The organism is Gammaproteobacteria bacterium, from assembly GCA_015709695.1.
Lineage (GTDB): Bacteria > Pseudomonadota > Gammaproteobacteria > Steroidobacterales.
The window spans coordinates 2,032,345-2,050,775 of sequence record CP054183.1; the positions used below are offsets into that span (position 1 = coordinate 2,032,345).

10 protein-coding genes are annotated in these 18,431 nt (G+C 68.8%); 5 read left to right on the plus strand and 5 right to left on the minus strand.

What is annotated here, in order from left to right:
- Positions 1-2 precede the first annotated feature (2 nt).
- The gene (locus tag HRU81_09495; GenBank protein QOJ32320.1) at positions 3-227 is read right to left on the minus strand and encodes a hypothetical protein; all 225 of its coding nucleotides are present in this window, start codon (positions 225-227) and stop codon (positions 3-5) included.
- On the minus strand, positions 220-1,263 hold the full coding sequence (locus HRU81_09500; protein ID QOJ32321.1) for a hypothetical protein: 1,044 nt from the start codon (positions 1,261-1,263) through the stop codon (positions 220-222). Before HRU81_09500 ends, HRU81_09495 begins: the two co-directional genes overlap by 8 nt.
- Before the next feature lie 199 nt (positions 1,264-1,462).
- Between HRU81_09500 and HRU81_09505 the strand changes: the two genes are divergently transcribed.
- Positions 1,463-4,879 carry a M20/M25/M40 family metallo-hydrolase gene (locus HRU81_09505; protein ID QOJ32322.1) on the plus strand — a complete coding sequence of 1,139 codons (3,417 nt, stop codon included), beginning with the start codon at positions 1,463-1,465 and terminating at the stop codon, positions 4,877-4,879.
- A gap of 113 nt (positions 4,880-4,992) precedes the next feature.
- Here HRU81_09505 and HRU81_09510 read toward each other — a convergent pair whose 3' ends face one another.
- Complete coding sequence (locus HRU81_09510) at positions 4,993-7,710, minus strand: M1 family metallopeptidase (protein ID QOJ32323.1); 2,718 nt, start codon at positions 7,708-7,710, stop codon at positions 4,993-4,995.
- A gap of 112 nt (positions 7,711-7,822) precedes the next feature.
- On the opposite strand from HRU81_09510, the gene HRU81_09515 reads away from it, so the two are divergent.
- Entirely contained in the window at positions 7,823-9,040 is a 1,218-nt protein-coding gene (locus HRU81_09515) for a ChaN family lipoprotein (protein ID QOJ32324.1), read from the plus strand.
- Positions 9,041-9,334: 294 nt separating this feature from the next.
- On the opposite strand, the gene HRU81_09520 is transcribed toward HRU81_09515, so the two are convergent.
- Positions 9,335-10,132 carry a hypothetical protein gene (locus tag HRU81_09520; protein QOJ32325.1) on the minus strand — a complete coding sequence of 266 codons (798 nt, stop codon included), beginning with the start codon at positions 10,130-10,132 and terminating at the stop codon, positions 9,335-9,337.
- A 96-nt stretch (positions 10,133-10,228) separates the two neighbouring features.
- Positions 10,229-11,026, minus strand: coding sequence for a hypothetical protein (locus HRU81_09525; protein QOJ32326.1), 798 nt, complete (start codon positions 11,024-11,026; stop codon positions 10,229-10,231).
- Between the two features lie 695 nt (positions 11,027-11,721).
- On the opposite strand from HRU81_09525, the gene HRU81_09530 reads away from it, so the two are divergent.
- The 3 genes from HRU81_09530 (at position 11,722) to HRU81_09540 (ending at position 18,131) form a co-directional block, all read left to right on the plus strand.
- Positions 11,722-12,834 carry an OmpA family protein gene (locus tag HRU81_09530; protein QOJ32327.1) on the plus strand — a complete coding sequence of 371 codons (1,113 nt, stop codon included), beginning with the start codon at positions 11,722-11,724 and terminating at the stop codon, positions 12,832-12,834.
- A 32-nt stretch (positions 12,835-12,866) separates the two neighbouring features.
- Positions 12,867-14,864 carry a hypothetical protein gene (locus HRU81_09535; protein QOJ32328.1) on the plus strand — a complete coding sequence of 666 codons (1,998 nt, stop codon included), beginning with the start codon at positions 12,867-12,869 and terminating at the stop codon, positions 14,862-14,864.
- A 414-nt stretch (positions 14,865-15,278) separates the two neighbouring features.
- The gene (locus HRU81_09540; GenBank protein ID QOJ32329.1) at positions 15,279-18,131 is read left to right on the plus strand and encodes a TonB-dependent receptor; all 2,853 of its coding nucleotides are present in this window, start codon (positions 15,279-15,281) and stop codon (positions 18,129-18,131) included.
- Positions 18,132-18,431: the final 300 nt, after the last annotated feature.

The window sequence follows — 18,431 nt, forward strand, 5'->3', positions numbered from 1 at the left end:
GTTCAGCCCTGGGGACGGAAGGGCGCGGTGCGCCGCACCACCACGAGGAAGCCCTCGATGACCGCCGGCAGCGCCGGCGGCGTCGCCTCATGGCTGGAGACGAAGACGACGATGCAGGGCGCGCCATCGGCCTCGCCGCGGCCGACGCCGATCACCCCGGGCAGCGCCAGCAGCGCCGCGCGATGCCGCGCGATGACCTGATCGACGTCCGCCGCCGGCTCAGTCACCGGCGATCTGCACGTTGAAGCGCGCGAGGATCGGACCGATGGGATTGACGGCGGTGAGGTTGCCGGCGCCGGCGAACAGCAGGCCGACGGCCTTGCGGTCGTTGCTGCCACCGTTGACCACCACCAGCGAACCGGAATCCCCGGCGCCGCTGAACGGCTGGCTGTTGTCGCCGCTGACGATGAACTGCTGGACGAACTGCGCGGTGCCGCCCGGATAGTCCACCATCACCGTGGCGTTGATGGCGGTGATGCGCCCGCCGGTCATGCGCGTGCTGCGGCCGTACTTGCGCACCTTGAGGTTCATGACCGGGCTGACGGTGGAGCCGACCGGCGCGCCGTAGCCATCCGCCGGCGTGGCGAAGCCGACGTCGCTCGGCACGGCATAGGCGATGGCGGCATCCATGATGTTGTTCGCGGTGGTCGAAATCTCCACCGGCTGGAAGTCGTAGAGCTTGCCGATGACATCGCCGGGGTAGCTGCCGCCGTCGACCTTGCCCGGCTGCAGGATCAGGTCGTCGATCTGCCCGGCATTGGAGTTGGCCAGCACATGGTTGTTGCTGAGGATGTAGTAATTGGTGACGTGGCAGCCGCTGCCCTGGAACACCTGGCAGCCGAGCGTGCCGGCGGTGACGTCCTGGTGGCCGATGGACACGCCGATCGGCACCGGGCGCGGCCAGCGTCCCGCGGGTGACTCGCCGGCCTGCGGCGCGAACTGGCCGGCGCGGAAATGGCCGGTCACCAGCGTCTCCACGGCCTCGCCGTCCACGTAGTCGGGCAGGCCGGTGATGCCGGCGCGCTCGAGGAACAGCTTCAGCACCGGCTCGCCGGCGGCGTTCTCGCCGAGCGCCACGCCCACCACGCCGCTGCGCTGGAGCAGCACGCGCTGGAAGCGCTGCTGGGTCTGCCAGGCGCGATCGAAGCGCTGCGGAACGTGCGCGGGCCGCGCGGCAAGGGCCGGCAGCGCGGCGATGGAGACGAACAGGAGGGCGATCAGCGCGGCGAGCGGGCGCCGCAGGAAACCTTGGGCTGTTGGCACGCCTCGGGTCCTTCTTCTGGTCACGTCGACGAGCCGATGGTACTGGAGCGCGGCATCCCGCGGAAAGCACAAACTTCACCAGGCTTGTCTTCTGTCAAGCAGCCCGCTGCGGGCTGCGACAGCATGACGCAAGTACCGGCCATCCACCCGTGGCAAACTGGCGACATAACATCCACGAATGGGACACCAGGGTATCAACATGTCCGACCCCGCCGGGAACCGCCGCCTCCTCCATCCGTCCACCGCGCAGCGCCGGGCTGCCGCCGCCGTGCTGTGGCTGGCCAGCGCGCTCGCGCCGCTGGCTCAGGCCGCCGCGCCCACGCAATGGACCGACTACCGCATCGATGCCCGCATCGACCCGGCCACGCACCGGCTGGAGGCCGACGTCACCGTGACGGTGCCGCCGGCGGCCGCCGGCCAGGCGGTGGAGTTCGTGCTGGCAGGCAATCTCGCCGTGGACAAGGCGAACCCGGCGCTGGAGAAGCTGCCGGCCGCGGCCGGCGACGAGGCCTTCTCCGGCATCAACGGCAGCAGCGAGGAAACCGCGCGCCGCCGCGGCGTCAGCCGCTACCGCGTGACGCTGCCCGCCGGTGCCACGAGCTTCAGCCTGCACTACGCCGGCCTCGTGGACATGCAGCCGGAGGTGAGCAAGCAGGAATACGCGCGCAGCTTCGCCGAGACGCCGGGCATCATCGACCCGAAGGGCGTCTATCTCGCCGGCAGCACGCTCTGGTATCCGCAGCTGGTGAAGCCGGTGGCGAGCGAGCTCATGACCTACTCGCTCGAGGTCAACACGCCCTCCGGGTGGCACCTGATCGCGCCCGGCAACGGTGTGTCCTCGGGCGCCGACGGCAAGGCGCGCTGGAGCACGCCCTCGGCGGTGGACGAGATCTCGCTGGCCGGCGGCCCGCTCACCGAGTACAGCGCCCGCAGCGGCAAGGTGCAGGCACAGGTCTACCTGCACGAGGCCGACCCCGCGCTGGCACAGAAGTACCTCGACGCCACCGGCCGCTACCTGCGCATGTACAGCGAGCTGATCGGCCCCTACCCCTACGAGAAGTTCGCGCTGGTGGAGAACTTCTGGGAGACCGGCTACGGCATGCCCTCCTACACGCTGCTTGGGCCGCAGATCATCCGCTTCCCCTTCATCCTCACCTCCTCCTATCCGCACGAGATCCTGCACAACTGGTGGGGCAACTCCGTCTACGTCGACTACGCCACCGGCAACTGGTGCGAGGGCCTGACCGCCTATCTCGCCGACCACCTGCTGAAGGAAGTCGAGGGCCAGGGCGCCGAGTACCGCCGCGACACCCTCAAGCGCTACCGCGACTTCGCCGCCAGCAACGGCGATTTCCCGCTGAAGGATTTCCGCTCGCGCCACAGCGCCGCCACCGAGGCGGTCGGCTACGGCAAGACACTGATGGGCTTCCACATGCTGCGCCGCGCGCTGGGCGATGACCTGTTCCGCCAGGCGCTGGTGCGGTTCTACAAGGACGACCGCGGCCGACGCGCCAGCTTCGCCGACGTGCGCAGCGCCTTCGAGGCGGTCAGCGGCCGCGACCTCGGCCGCTTCTTCGACGAATGGGTGAACCGCACCGGCGCCGCCGACATCGCCGTCGAGGGCGTGAAGGTGGCGAAGGCCGGCAACGGCTTCGTCGTCACCGGCACGCTGCGCCAGCGCCAGGCGGGGCCCTACGACCTCGCCGTGCCGCTGGTCGTCGCCACCACCGGCGAGCCGGTGATCACCCGCATCGCCAGCCACGAGGCCGCGACGCCGTTCCGCGTGGAGACGACATCGAAGCCGCTCGGGGTCGAGGTCGATCCCGAGTTCGACGTCTTCCGCGTGCTCGATCCGCGCGAGACCGCGCCGAGCATCGGCCAGCTGTTCGGCGCCAGCGAGGTCACCGCCGTGGTGCCCGAGGCCGAGCAGGACGCCTGGCGCGCCATGCTCAAGGGCTGGGAGAGCCCGGCGAGCCACGTCACCATCGTCAGCGACCGCGAGGCGAAGGCGCTGCCGCCCGATCGCAGCACCTGGATCCTCGGGCGCGGCAACCGCCTGGCCGCGAAGCTCTTCGGCAGCGATGCCGCCCAGGGGCTGAAGGTCGGCGCCAGCGGCGTCACCATCGGCGGCCAGGACATCGCCTATGCCGGCCATTCGCTGGTGATCACGCGCCGGCATCCGGCCGACCCGCGCCTGGCCATCGGCTGGATCACCGCGGATCCGCCGGCCGCCATCGCCGCGCTGGGCCGCAAGCTGCCCCACTACGGCAAGTACTCCTGGCTGGCATTCAGCGGCGCCGATGCGGCGAGCCTCGCCAAGGGCGAGTGGCTGGCGACCGATTCCCCGCTGCTGGTCAACCTGCAGGGCGCGGGCACGCCGGTGGTGATGGCGCGGCTGCCGAAGCGCGCGCCGCTGGCCGAGCCGCCGCCGGCCTACTCGGCGCAGCGGCTGATGTCCCACGTCGACTGGCTGGCGGCACCGGAACGCGAGGGCCGCGGCTTCGGCAGCGCCGGCCTCGCCGCCTCGGGCGACTACATCCGCGACCAGTTCGCCGCGGCGGGGCTGCAGCCGGGCGCCGGCGATGGCGGCTGGTTCCAGACCTTCACCGCCGTCGGCGGCGTCGACAAGCAGGAGCGCACGCTGCGCAACGTGATCGGCGTGCTGCCCGGCTCGGACCCGCGCTTCGCGGGACAGGCCGCGCTGCTCACCGCGCACTACGACCACCTCGGCTTCGGCTGGCCGGATGCGCGCACCGGCGACATCGGCAAGATCCATCCCGGCGCCGACGACAACGCCAGCGGCGTGGCGGTGATGATCGAGGTGGCGCGCGCGCTGGCCGCCCGCCCGCCACCGCCGAGGAGCATCGTCTTCATCGCCTTCACCGGCGAGGAGTCGGGCCTGCTCGGCTCGCGCTACTACGTCAAGCACCCGACGCCGGTGCCGCTCGCCGGCATCATCGCCGACCTCAACCTCGACACCGTCGGCAGCCTCGGCGAGCATCCGGTGTCGATCCTCGCCACCGAGAGCGCGCGCGAGTGGCCGTTCGTCTTCAGCGGCATCACCGCGACCACCGGCATCCCCACGCGCAGCGTGGTCGGCGCCAGCGTGTCCTCGGACCAGCAAGCGTTCATCGACCAGGGCATCCCGGGCGTGCAGGTGTTCGGCAACGCGACGCTGCACTACCACCGGCCGAGCGACACGCCGGACACCGTCGACGCCGCCGGCATGGTGAAGGTGGCGTCGGTGGTGACCGAGGCGATCGAATACCTCGCCTCCACCGACAAGCGTCTCACGCTCACCGGCGCGGGCGTCGGCAGCGGCGTGCCGCCGCCCGTCGCCTCGGGCGACCGTCGCAAGGTCTCGCTCGGCGCCATGCCGGACTTCGCCTTCCAGGGCCCCGGCCTGCGCCTCGACAGCGTGGTGCCCGGCTCACCCGCCGAGAAGGCGGGCCTGAAGGCCGGCGACATCCTGCTGCGCTTCGGCGGTGAACCCGTCGCCGGTCTCGGCGGCTTCAACGAGCTGCTGCGCAAGCACCAGCCCGGCGACCGCGTCCACCTCGAGTGGACCCGCAACGGCACCCCCCAGCAAGGCGAAGCCGAGCTGACCGCACGCTAATACCGTAATACGGTGCCAGGCCGGGCTTTTCGGGCTTTTCGGGCTTCCTGTTGGCCTGCGAACTCAGGCAACCACGCGAAAGCCCGAAAAGCCCGAAAAGCCCGGCCTGGCACCTAAAAATCAGGTTGTCTGGCGGCGCGGAGGGCGGCGCAGAGTTCGATGCCTTCGACGGTTTCGGCGAGGCTGCGGGCGGCGCCGGGCCAGGTGGCGACCAGCGGCCTGAAGTAGCCTTCGACCTCCTCGGCCTCGGCCCTGGAGCAGAAGCCTTCCGCAAGGCGTGGCAGGTTGCGCAGCGCGAACGGCGAGAGCTGCGCGGTGAAGGCCGGCTGGTTGGCCTTGAACCAGTCGAAGGTGGCGCGCCGCTGGCTGGCACGGGCGGCGAGCGCGAAGAGCAGCGTCGTCGGCTCGCGGGCCCGCAGCCGCGGGTCGAGGACCAGCTGACGCACCCGCGCGCCGAGCGCCGGGTCGTCGGTGCTGGACAGCGCGGCCGCGGCCTCGGCGCGGAACTGCGCGTCGCTGGAGGCGAACAGGCGCGCCAGCAGCGCATCGACGAAGGGCGTGCCGTAGTCCTGCACCCCGGCGCGCAGCGCGGTCTCCACCAGTCCCGGCTGCAGCGCCGTTTCGTCCAGCCCGGCGGCCTCGCCCATGCGCAGGTACTGCCGCGCCTGCGCGGCCAGCCGGCCCCGCAGTGCTGTGTCGTTGGCCTCCAGCGCCAGCAGGCGGATGAGCCCGGTGCGCAGCAATGCGGCGTTGATGGCGTCCGCCGTCGCCGGCGGGGCGGTGTCGCGCACGGCGAATTCGGCCGCCTGCGGACCCAGCGCCTCGAACCGCGGGCGGTAGAACTCGCGCATCAGCGCCTCGATGCGCCCGCGGTCGGCGGCCGGCGCCAGCGCATCGCGCAGCCGGATCAGGTCCGCGCGCGGCGCCAGCGCCAGCGCCGCCTGGGGCGCAGCGGCGATGACGCGCAACGCGGCCAGCAGCTCGTCCGTCTTCAGCTGCCCCGCCTGGTAGGCGGCGGACAGGCTGTCCGCAAGGACCAGCCCCTCGCGCTGGGTCAGCGCCGGAAAATCGGCGAGCAGCGCCCGCCAGCCCGCGCCATCGAGCGCGAAGCGGTAGTAGCCGGCACCGCCGGCGTTGGGCATCACCACCGTCGGGCAGCCGCTGCCGGCCAGCGGAACGCGGGCCGAGGCGTCCTTGAGCAGCACGCATTGCTTCTCCAGCGCAGTGCCCTGGCCGTAGCGCAGGCACATCGGGATCTGCCAGGCCTGTTTGCGGTCACCGCGGGAGCCGAGCGGCAGGTAGCGTTCCTGCTTCAGCTCGAGGCTGGCACCCTTGCCGTCGCAATGAACGCCGACGCTGACCAGCGGCACGCCGGGCTGGTCGATGAAGCTGCGGAAAGCCGGCACCACGTCCGCGCGTCCCGAGCCCTGCGCCAGCGATGCCATGAAGTCCTCGACATCGGCGACACCGTAGGGGAAGCGGCGCATGTACGTGCGGATGCCGGCGCGGAAGGCGTCCTCGCCGAGGTAGCCCTCGAACATGGACAGCACGCCGCCACCCTTGAGGTAGGTGATGGCATCGAAGGAGCTGCCGATCTGCATGTTGCTGTCCACCGGCTGGCGGATACGCCGGGCGGCGATGCGGCTGTCGAGCTGCATGGCGGCCAGTGCCTCCTGCAGCGGCAGCACCTCGAGCTGCAGCTCCGGTCGCCAGGCGTTGGCGGCCTTGTTGCCCATCCAGTTGGCGAAGCTCTCGTTGAGCCAGATGTCATCCCACCACTTCGGCGTCACCAGGTTGCCGAACCAGTGGTGCGAGATCTCGTGGGCGTGGATGACGCCGAAGCCGCGCTGCTGCTCCAGCGAACTGCGCGCATCGAGCAGGATGCGCTGGTCGCCGTAGACGATGGCACCGGCGTTCTCCATGGCGTTGGTGCCGAACTCGGGCGAGGCGATGAGGTCGAGCTTGGCGTAGGGATACTCGCGGTCGAAATAGGCCTCGAGGTAGGAAAGGATCGCCGGCGTGTTGTCGAGCGCGTAGTGCAACCGCTCGCCCTTGCCGCGGGTGGCGACGGCGCGCAGCGGCAGCGGTCTGTGGCGCACGGCATTCGCTGGCACGGGGCCGGCCGTCACCACGTCGAAGGGTCCGACGGCGACTTCCACCAGATAGGTCGGCAGCGGCGCGGTGCGCTCCAGCACCACGCGCTTCAGGCCCTCGCCCGCCGCTTCCTCGCGGGACACCGGCGCGTTGCCCACCACGGTGTTGTCCGCGCGGGTGGTCACCGTGATGTCGAAGGGCGTCTTGAACAGCGGCTCGTCGAAGCCGGGGAACATGCGCCGGGCGTCGATGGCCTCGAACTGCGTGAAGGCATAGGACTGGCCGGCCACCGTGGAGCGGTAGGGGCCGTCGGCGCGCTCGCGCAACGGCGCCGTCCACGTGAACTCGAGCGTCGCCCCGCCGGCCGGGACGGGTGCGTCGAAGCCGAGACGCGCCACGCCCAGCGGGTCCACCTGCTCGTAGCGGGCCTCCAGCGGCTGTCCGCCGCCCGCGGGCACCAGCACCGCGCGGCTGACGTCCAGCCCGTTGCCATGGATATAGATGACCCGCGTCGGCACCGCGATCCGCACGTCGATCTGGCCGTGCCCGGAGAAGGTCGGCTGATCCGGCAGCAGCGTGAAGTCCAGGCGATAGGCACTGGGGACGACCGCCGTGCCGAGCCGCCCGGTGGGCACCGGCGGGTTCGCGTCCGCGGTCTCCGCAGCGCTGGCAGGACGTGCACCGCCAGGCAGGACCGAAAGCACGGCAAGGACGAGGATGGCAGGCAGCAGGCGCATGGATCTTCTCCTCCGATGGCGGTGCAGCACGGCCCGGCCAGGAGGCCACCGTGCAGGCTCCGAAATCACCCGATCCGTGGCATGATCGCACGATTCTCAGGGAGACCCCTCAATGAAGCCAATGCGCAACACCTTGCTGGCGGCGATCATCGCCACCCTGCCTGCCGCCGCCTGGGCCAACCAGGATTCGCTGCACCTGAAGATCGGCGACCCGGCCCGCAGCGGCCATGAACTGCCGCTGGTGCTCGACGGCATCCGCGACACCGCCAGGGGCGACCTGGTGACGCCGGACGAGATGGCGCGGCGCCTCGCCGGCACCGGCATCCTCTTCATCGGCGAGAACCACACCAACCTCGATTTCCACCACGTGCAGTTCCGCAGCATCAGGGCGCTGCACGAGGCCGGCCGCGAGGTCATGATCGGCCTGGAGATGTTCCCCTACACCGAGCAGGCGGTGCTCGACAACTGGGTCGCCGGCCGCTACACCGAGGAGGGCTTCCTCGCGCTGGGCCGCTGGTACGACAACTGGAGCTACAACTGGAACTACTACCGCGACATCTTCCTCTACGCCCGTGACCACGGTCTGCGCATGGTGGCGCTCAACAGCCCGCGGCCGGCGGTGAACACCGTGCGCAGCAAGGGCTTCGACGCCCTCTCCCCCGAGGAGCGCGCGCACCTGCCGCCGCAGATCGCGCCGCAGACCGAGGCCTACGAGACCCTGTTCCGCAGCGTCTTCAGCAAGGACGACGCGCTGCACATGAAGGGCCCGATGCTCGAGGGCCTGTACCGCGCGCAGACGATGTGGGACGCCACCATGGGCTGGAACGCGCTGCAGGCGCTGAAGAACCAGGGCGGCAAGGACGCGATCATGGTGGTCATGATCGGCGCCGGGCACGTCACCTACGGCCTCGGCGCCGAGCGACAGATCGATCCCTACTACGACGGGCGCATCAGCTCGCTGGTGCCGGTCACCGTGGTCGACGACGAAGGCAAGCCGGTGAAGCAGGTGCGGGCCTCCTACGCCAACTTCGTCTGGGGCCTGCCCGAGGAGCGCGACACCGTCTACCCGTCGCTCGGCGTCTCCCTCATGGGCTCCTTCGGCAAGGCCACGGGCCAGATCATCCAGGTCAGCAAGGATTCCGTGGCCGATCGCGCCGGACTGAAGGTGGGCGACATCCTGCTCAGCCTCGACGGCACCGCCATCGACTCCAGCAATACCCTCAACCGTGTCTTCTCCAGCTACCGCTGGGGCGACAGCGCCAAGGCCCGCATCAGCCGCGGCGGTGTCGAGCAGGACATCGAGGTCCCCATCCGCCGCATCCGGCCCTGAGCGGAAAGAGGGGAAAAAGAGAAAAAGGTGTCAGACATATTTTCCGGAAAAAGGTGTCGGAAAAAGGTGTCACGGAAAAAGGTGTCAGACTTATTTTCTGCAGTGAAGATGGAAAATGACTCTGACACCTTCGTAGGAAAATAAGTCTGACACCTTTTTCCGTGACACCTTTTTCCGACACCTTTTTCCGGAAAATATGTCTGACACCTTTTTCTCTGACACCTTTTCCTTTCCAAAAAAAACCCCGCCGGAGGGCGGGGTTTTCTTTTCCCGGAAGGGAAGCGTCGAGGTGCGTCAGGCGGCCTTGCGGCGGCGGCTGAAGCGACCCGCGGCGAGGACCGCAGGAGCGAGCAGCCAGGCTGCGGCCGGGACCGGGACTGCCGCGAACGTCAGGTAGCTGGTCCCCGAGGCATTGAGCGGGATGCCGTTGGAGATGATCAGCGTACCACCCGACCCGAGGTTGTCCTGCACGACCGTCCACATGTTGAAGGCGCCGTCGCCCGCTTCGCAGCCACCGCCGCCGGCGGTGTTCATCAGCGTGCGCACGTTGCCCGTGCTGCTGTCATCGCCGCCGATGGTGCGCTGCACGCAGTTGGCGTTGCCGCCGACGTTGTAGACCACGGAGCTGTTGAGGACGCCGTCGGCGCCGAGGTCGAGATTGAGGCAACCGTTGGCGCCGACGCCGGCGAGGAAATTGCCCTCGAGGCACTGGTAGGTCGCGGCTGTCGTGGTCTGGGTGCCGGTGTTGATGATCAGGTCGGTGACCTTGTCACCGTTGACCGCGCTGGCCACCGCCGAACCGCTGCTGCCGATGGTCGAGGCCGCATTGAACATGCCGGTCATCGACAGCACGCCGGTCGTCGGGTTCCAGTCCCATACGGCGGTCGAGGCCGTCAGGCCCATGTTGGACAGGTTGTTGTTGGCCGGGTTGATGCAGCCCGTGGCCGACGTGTAGGTCGTGCAGCCCGACCACTTCAGGGTGCTCAGCGTGCCGCTGCTGGCGCGCTGGTTGACCGCAGTCATTTTGACGGCGATCGCCCCCGCCTGGCTCGACAGGGCCAGCAGCGCGGCTCCGAAAATGATCTTCTTCATGATTCCTCCTGATGGAGATTCATTGCCGGTTCCGGGAGTCCCCCGGGCGCACAGGAGAACCTGCACGCCCGGGGTTCAGTACCCGGAGTCCGGGAATCAGGCCGCGATGCGACGGCGCACCAGGCCCAGCAGGCCGATGGCCGAGCCGAGCAGCCACACGGCGCCCGGCACCGGCACGGCAGCGACGCTGAAGGTCAGGTAGCTGGTGCCAGCACTGGCCAGCGGAATGCCGTTGGACACGATCAGCTGCCCACCGGGGCCGGTGTACGAGACCACCGTCCACATGTTGAAGGCGCCGTCGCCCGCTTCGCAGCCACCGCCGCCGGCGGTGTTCATCAGCGTGCGCACGTTGCCCGTGCTGCTGTCATCGCCGCCGATGGTGCGCTGCACGCAGTTGGCGTTGCCGCCGACGTTGTAGACCACGGAGCTGTTGAGGACGCCGTCGGCGCCGAGGTCGAGATTGAGGCAACCGTTGGCGCCGACGCCGGCGAGGAAATTGCCCTCGAGGCACTGGTAGGTCGCGGCTGTCGTGGTCTGGGTGCCGGTGTTGATGATCAGGTCGGTGACCTTGTCACCGTTGACCGCGCTGGCCACCGCCGAACCGCTGCTGCCGATGGTCGAGGCCGCATTGAACATGCCGGTCATCGACAGCACGCCGGTCGTCGGGTTCCAGTCCCATACGGCGGTCGAGGCCGTCAGGCCCATGTTGGACAGGTTGTTGTTGGCCGGGTTGATGCAGCCCGTGGCGCTGGTGTAGGTCGTGCAGCCGTCCCACTTCAGCGTGCTCAGCGAGCCGGAGCTGCTGCGCTGGTTGACAGCGGTCATCGTCAGGGAGATGGCGCCGGCCTGGCTCGAAAGAGCCAGCAGCGCTGCTCCGATAATTACCTTCTTCATGAGTCCTCCAAACGAGAGTTAGCGATTGTTGAAAGTATCTTTCGTTCGCCGTCTGGAAAGGCGGTCTGGCTTGGCTTCCCCTCGCTCGCGTCGTGTCAGGCGTCTGCGAGCGTCTGTCCCAGACCTCTTGCCCCCTGCCGTATGTCGGTTATGAGCGTATTCCTTCTCACACGGTAGGCCGACTCTATACCCCGTCGCCAAATCGCGTAAAGGGTTTCTTAACATATTGTTAAGCTGCGTCGCGAAGGCAAAACGGGTGCGGCAAAAGGTCGCGGCATGCGTACGTCGCGCGCTGCCGACAGCAGCGGCTGCCGCGGCCCCGCGACGCACATCCCCGCTGCCACAGAGCATCCGGCTGCGGCTTGTCCCCCGCCGCTTATTGCGCTAAGTTTCGCCCGGTGTACCGGCGGGGGCGGGACGAGGGGTCCCGGGCCACCGGCGCGACGCAGTCATCCATAGAGAAGCGGCAGGCCGGGGAAAGGCAGCGGAACCCCGGACCGGCCCGTCGGCCGAGGGGGGTACGATTCCATGAGCGGATTGCACAGCGTCAGGCCCATTCCCGGCCCTGCGCCCCGGCAGCCGTTCGCCCTCCCGGATGTTTCCGTCAACCCGCAGGTGCCGGCCTACTGACGCGACCGCAGCCTCCACGGCGGCAGGCCCAGGTTCCACCCGTTTTTCCTGAGGAGAGTCTTGCAATGAAGCGTACTGCAGTGTTGGGTCTGCTCGCCCTGGCGAGCCTCGCCGCCCAGGCGGCGGAGAGTGCCCTGGAACCCCGTATCGGCGCCGCGGCCGCCTTCGGCCGCTTCGAAGGCGAAGAGAACCCGGCGGGCACCCTCGGCAACAAGTTCATCGATGACGACGCGGTCGGCTTCAAGATCTACGGCCAGTACCCGCTCAACGACTGGTTCGCCATCGAGGGCGCCTACCACTACACCAACAACTTCAAGGACAAGCAGAAGAGCTCCTCGCTGCCGCCCGGGCAGCTCAAGCTCAGCTTCGACGGCTGGTCCGCACAGGGCCTGGTCTACATCCCGACCACCATCGAGGACTTCCAGGCCTACCTGAAGGCCGGCTACTACGACTTCAGCGACGAGCTGGTGCTGAACGGCAGCAATATCTCCAACTCCTCCGAGCGCGGCCTGGTCGCCGGCGCCGGCATGCTGCTGAAGATCGCCGAGAACCTCGGCGTGCGGCTGGACTTCGACTGGTTCGACGCCGACGTGGGCGACCTCAGCAGCGTCAACATCGGCCTGGAGTACTTCTTCGGCCAGAAGGCCGCCCCGGTCGCCGCTGTCCCGGTGGCTGCCGCGGTTGCCGCCCCGCCCCCGCCGCCTCCTCCGCCGCCGCCTCCCCCGCCCGAGCCGGAGGACAGCGACCACGACGGCGTCGCCGACAGCGCGGATCTCTGCCCCGACACCGCCCGCGGCGACCGCGTCGACGCCCAGGGCTGCTCCTGCGACATCACCCGCCAGGTGGGCTTCGCATTCAATTCCGCCGAGCTCACCGATGAAGGCAAGGCCACGCTGGACAAGGTCGCCGAGAACCTCGCCCGCCTGAAGTTCATCGAGGGCACGGTCACCGGCTACACCGACAGCGTCGGCGACGAAGCCTACAACCAGCGGCTCTCCGAGCGCCGTGCCCAGGCTGTCGCCGCCTACCTCGAGAGCCTTGGCATCGCCGCCGGCCGGCTGTCCGCCGTCGGCATGGGCGAAGCCGACCCGGTGGCCGACAACAGCACCGAGGCGGGCCGCGCCGAGAACCGCCGCGTCGTCCTGCGCCGCACGAACTGCGGCGCATCCGCCAACTGATCCCCGTTTTCACTTTTTCCGAGGGTAGTTTCGTGAGAAAGACAACATTTTCACTGATCGCGCTGGCCGCGCTGGCGCTCGTCGAGACGGCGCAGGCCTATCCGGTGCGGATGACCGCAGTCCACCAGCGCGCCAGCAGCGGCACGCTGAGCACCCTGAAGTGGTCGGGCTGCACGACCTACACGTCGGCCACGGGCTGCATCAACCCGGCCAACAACAACCTGTCCAACATGGGCCTGACGGCCTCGACCGCCGTATGGGACTGGAACCCGACGACCGGCGTGCTGTCGATGACCGGCATGTTCAATGCGGCCTCGACCATCGGCAGCAGCGGTTCGGCGGTGGCCAGCGCGGTCAACGGTGACAAGGTCACCGACCTGATCATCAACACCGGCACCCAGACCACGACAGCCGCGACCTACCAGTGCCTCGAGGGCAATTTCCTCGCCGGCGTCGGCGCCAACGGTTGCCTCAATCTCGACCTCGGCGCCGACGGCGTCCTCAACAGCTCCGTGGTCTACAACGTCGGCGGCAACGCCAACTGCGTGCAGCGCACCATCGGCGGCGATGACAGCAGCACGGGCAACGTGCGCACGCTGATGAACACCGCCGGCGGCGGTGGCTGCGACGCGGGCGACGGCGCCTTCAACCTCTGGACCATCGAGCAGGACGGCACCGGCGACGCTTCCGGCGACCTGGTCATCTCCAACGGGTCGATCGTCAACAGCGGCGCCTCCTGGCTGATCTTCACGCGCGCGCCGGATGCGGTGGACGACGCCGCCGATGCCATCGCGACGGTGCCGAAGTCCATCAGCGTGATGGCCAACGACCTGGCCTTCACCGACCCCGTCACCGTGGCCATCGGCACCGCGCCGACCAAGGGCACGGCCACGGTGGTCGGCAGCCCGGGTGCACCGGGCAGCATCTCGATCAGCTACACCGGCAACAGCGGCGCGACCGGCACGGATACCTTCACCTACACCGCCACCGATGCCAACGGCAGCGACACCGCCACGGTGACCATCACGCTGCTCGACGTCGGCGCCAACCCCGACACCGGCACCACCACCCGCAACAAGGGCATCACCATCAACGTCGGTGCCAACGACACGGGCTTCACCGCCGGCAACGTGACTGTCACCCAGGTCGGCTCCTGTGACCAGGGCGGCAGCTTCACGCCCGGCGCGGTGGGCCCGGTTGCCTCGGCGAGCATCAACTACACGCCGGCCACCACGGCACCCGGTTCTGCCTCGTACACGGAAGTCTGCACCTACCAGATCACCGACGGCGTCCTGACCGACACCGCCACGGTGACCGTGACGGTCAACAACAACGTGCCCGTGGCCAATGCCGGCGGCATCACCATCTCCACCGCGAATGCCAACCCGTCCTCGACCAGCGGCACGGTCAACGTGGGCAGCATCGCCGGCAACAGCCTAGGTGACACCCCGGCCACGGTGACCGCCGGCGCCGGCAGCAAGGGCAACACCAGCGTCGCCGGCAACGTCATCACCTACACGCCGTCGGCGACGTTCTTCTCCGGCACGGATACGTTCAGCTACACCATCACGGACTCCGATCCCGGTACGCCCGACAGCGCCAGCGGCACCATCACGGTGACCATCGCCAACGTGGCGCCGTCGCTCGCCAACACCACCGTCACCGCCACCTCCGGCAGCGCCTCCGCGCCCAAGGCGCTGACCATCACCGCCGGCAACGGCGCGGTGTCGCAGCACACGCTGGCGGTGACGACCCAGGCGACCAACGGCAACTGCGCGGTGAGCGGCACCTCGGTGACCTACACCTCCAGTGCCGGCTACGTGGGTGCCGACAGCTGCGTGATCACCGTCACCGACGGCGACGGCTCTACCGGCACCGGCACGGTCAGCGTGACGGTCAACGCGGCACCGCCCAGCGGTGGTGGCGGCACGACCGCCAACTTGCTGCCCGGTGGCGGCGGTTCGCTCGATGCCTGGGCCCTCTCGCTGCTGGCGAGCGGACTCTGGCTGCGCCGGCGCCGCGCAGGCTGAGGCCTGGCTGAAGCGTCCCAGGGGCGCCCGCGGCTTTCCGGCCGCGGGCGCTTTTTTTTGGTTCATCGTCATCACGCCCCGCGAGGCGGCCGCCTGTGGCGCGGCCGCATCGGGCCGCGCTGCATCGGCGGTGCGGCTTGTTCCCTGATGTCGATTGGGATAAGTTCCGTCGTGCAGGCTGGCAGGGGGCGGGACGGAAGGTCCCGGGTTGCCGGCGTGAATCAGACAACATATGCATAGAGCAGGCCCGGCGGCCGTCGACACAGGCCGCGGGACCGCCCGCTGACCGGGGAGCAGCCGAACCATGAGCGGACCGCACAGCCACAGGCCCATCGCCGGACCTGTGCGCGCGCGAGCACCCGCGTCACGGCAAATCCCCGTTTCCATTTCAGGTTTTTCCAGGGAGACCGGGCAATGAGGATCAAGAGGAATCTGGCGGCGGGGGCCCTGCTGGGCCTGGCGGTGGCAATGACCCTGCCGGCCGGCGCGCAGGAAATCGCCGAAATCGTCGTCACGGCGCGCCGCCAGGGCGAAGAGAAACTGATGGAGACCCCGCTCGCCATCACCGCCTTCGACGCCAATGCCATCGAATCCAAGGGCATCAGCAACCTCCAGGACGTGGCCAACCTCACCCCCGGCCTGTCCTTCTTCAATCCCCTGGGCGAGAACCTGCCGACCCCGGTGATCCGCGGTGTGGTGCCGCAGGACATCTTCGGCGAAAACGCTGCGGCCATCTTCGTCGACGGCGTCTATGTCGCCGGCCGCGAGGGCCTGAACTTCAGCCAGCTCGACATCGAGCGCATCGAGGTGCTGAAGGGCCCGCAGAGCTCCACCTATGGCCGCAACGCCTTCAGCGGCGCCATCAACTATGTCACCAAGGCGCCGAGCGACGTGTTCTCCTCCAAGGTCGAGGCCGAGGGCGGCAACCGCGGCAAGCAGAAGATCATGGGCGAGATCAGCGGCCCGATCTTCAGCGAGGCGCTCACCGGCCGCGTCTCCGCCATGTACGACGAATGGGACGGCTCCTACGACAACTCGCTCGCCCCGGAGAACGACATCGGCGGCTATCGCTACCGCAGCTTCCAGGGCAAGCTGCGCTGGCGGCCGGCCGACAGCCTGGACATCACGCTCGGCCTGTACCGCTCCAACGACGAGATCGACGAGGCCGGCGTCGCCGGCCTGCTGACCAACTGCGAGGACCAGGTCGAGCAGACGCAGGAGGACGTGAACGGCGGTGCCGGCGAGCGCCTGCAGAACTGGTGCGGCCGGATTCCCAAGCTCAAGGAACTGCCGGGCATGCTCGACGCCAGCCAGTTCCCCAACGGCGTGCAGGTCCCCGGCTCGATCTCCAAGGACACCATGCCGAAGAACGCGCTGGCCACCGGCGAGGACCGCAACCTGACCCGCGGCAACCTCAACATCGCCTGGGACACCGACGCCGGCACCCTGACCAGCATCACCGGCTATTCGAACCTGCGGCAGAACAGCATCTCGGATTTCAACCGCAGCTCCGGCGACACCGCGCCGTTCGCCTACTGCTACCCGTCGACCAACGAGAATCCGCCGGCCTGCAACCCGCCCTACACCTGGTCGCGCGTGCCCATGGGCTTCATCGACGAGGAGTTCGGCTCCACGGTCGAGGAATGGAGCCAGGAGCTGCGGTTCACCGGGCCGCGTGACCAGCGCCTGCGCTGGCAGGTGGGCGGTTACTACTTCCACTCCACCCTGGAGAGCCGTTCGGGCAACCCGATCGCCACGCGCCCGCTTCCCGGCGACATCGGCCCGGGCGGCAACATCGCCCTGGGACCGGTGGCAGCGCCCACCTGGCTCGCCATCGGCAGCTATATCTTTGCCACGTCCTTCACGCCCGACGGCGGCATGGACCCGCTCAACCGCACCCTGTACGAGGACAAGGAGAAGTCCTGGTCGGTGTTCGGCTCCACGGACTTCGACATCACCGACAAGCTGGAAGCCCGCTTCGAACTGCGCTACAACAAGGACCACAAGAAGAGCCTGGCCTTCAGCTACACGCCCTGCGCCACCGACGGCGACGGCGACGGCGACTACGGCGATGGCCTGGGCGACAACGTCGCCCTGCCGATCGGCACGCCAGACCCGGGCTGCGGCGACGACGCCTGGGACCTGCGCGTGCGCGAAGCCACCGGCTACTACTACTACGACGGCAACGACAACCTGCAATTCCGCAAAGGCATCCAGGACGGCAGCGCCCGCTTCGACAACACCACCGGGCGCCTCGGCCTGAAGTACCAGATGGACAGCGGCTGGATGGCCTACGGCTCCATCGCCTATGGCGAGAAACCGGGTGGACTCAGCATCAGCCCCAATATCGACGTCGTCGACGGCTCGGGCACCCGGCCGATCACGCTGACCAACAAGTTCGATCCGGAGAAGATCACGGCCTACGAGGTCGGCCTGAAGGGCTACACCCCCGACCGCCGCATCCGCGTCGACATCGCCGCCTTCTTCAACGACTGGCGCAACATCGTGCTGCGGCAGCTGACCGAGGTCGACCCGGCCACCGGCCTGCATTTCACCCAGCCTCGCGGCCTGAACGTCAACGCCGGCGACGCCCATGTGTTCGGCTGGGAGCTGACCGCCGACGTCGGCATCACCGACAGCCTGACCGGCAGGCTGACCACGGCCTATACCGACTCCAAGCTCCTCGATGCCCGGCAGGACACCTACGCGCTGTTCCCGAGCTTCTACACCACGGACCCGAGCTGCGCTCCCTCGGCCATCCAGTCCCTGCCGACGGCCGAGCAGGACGCCAGGGCCGGCGAGTGTCGCGCCATGTCGGGCGACGTCAGCGGCCATACCAACATGCGCCAGCCGGAGTGGACGGCCAGCGTATCGCTGGATTACGTGCACCAGCTGTTCGGCGACTGGGACCTGAAGTCCAGCATCTCGGGCAACTACGTCGGCAAGATCTTCACCGCCAACGACAACCAGAACTGGGTGCCGGCGCACACCAACGTCAACTTCAACATCGGCCTGGAATCGCCGCGCTACACGCTGCAGTTCTGGGTGCGCAACCTGTTCGAGAATGACGAGCCGCTGTCCGCGTTCCGCGACATCTACTGGACCAACGACTCCGACATGCTGGCGAAGACCCCGGTCACGGGCACGACCATCCGCGACGCGTCCACGTTCGAGGACTTCCCGCCGCTGCGCATGTCGATCAGCTACCCCAGCCTGCGCACCTTCGGCCTCACCGCCCGGGTGCGCTTCGGCGGCGCCGAGAAGTAGACCCGCCTCGTGCCGGCACGGGCGGACCACGCCCGCCCGTGCCGGCCTCCCTCACCGGACTTCCCCGCCCTTACGCACGCGGCCGCAGCAACGTTGCGGGCAACCGACAACGCGGCTGCCGTGCCCGGGCAACGCCGCGACTCGCTGCCACAGCACCGGCTCCCGCGCTTGTCGCCCGTCCGCTAATGCGCTAAGTTTCGCCCGGTGTGCCCGCGGGGGAACGGGACGAGCGATCCCGAGCCCGCGGACTTCAGCCACCACGTGATCAACGTCGCCCGCGGCGCTGGCGCAGACGGTGAC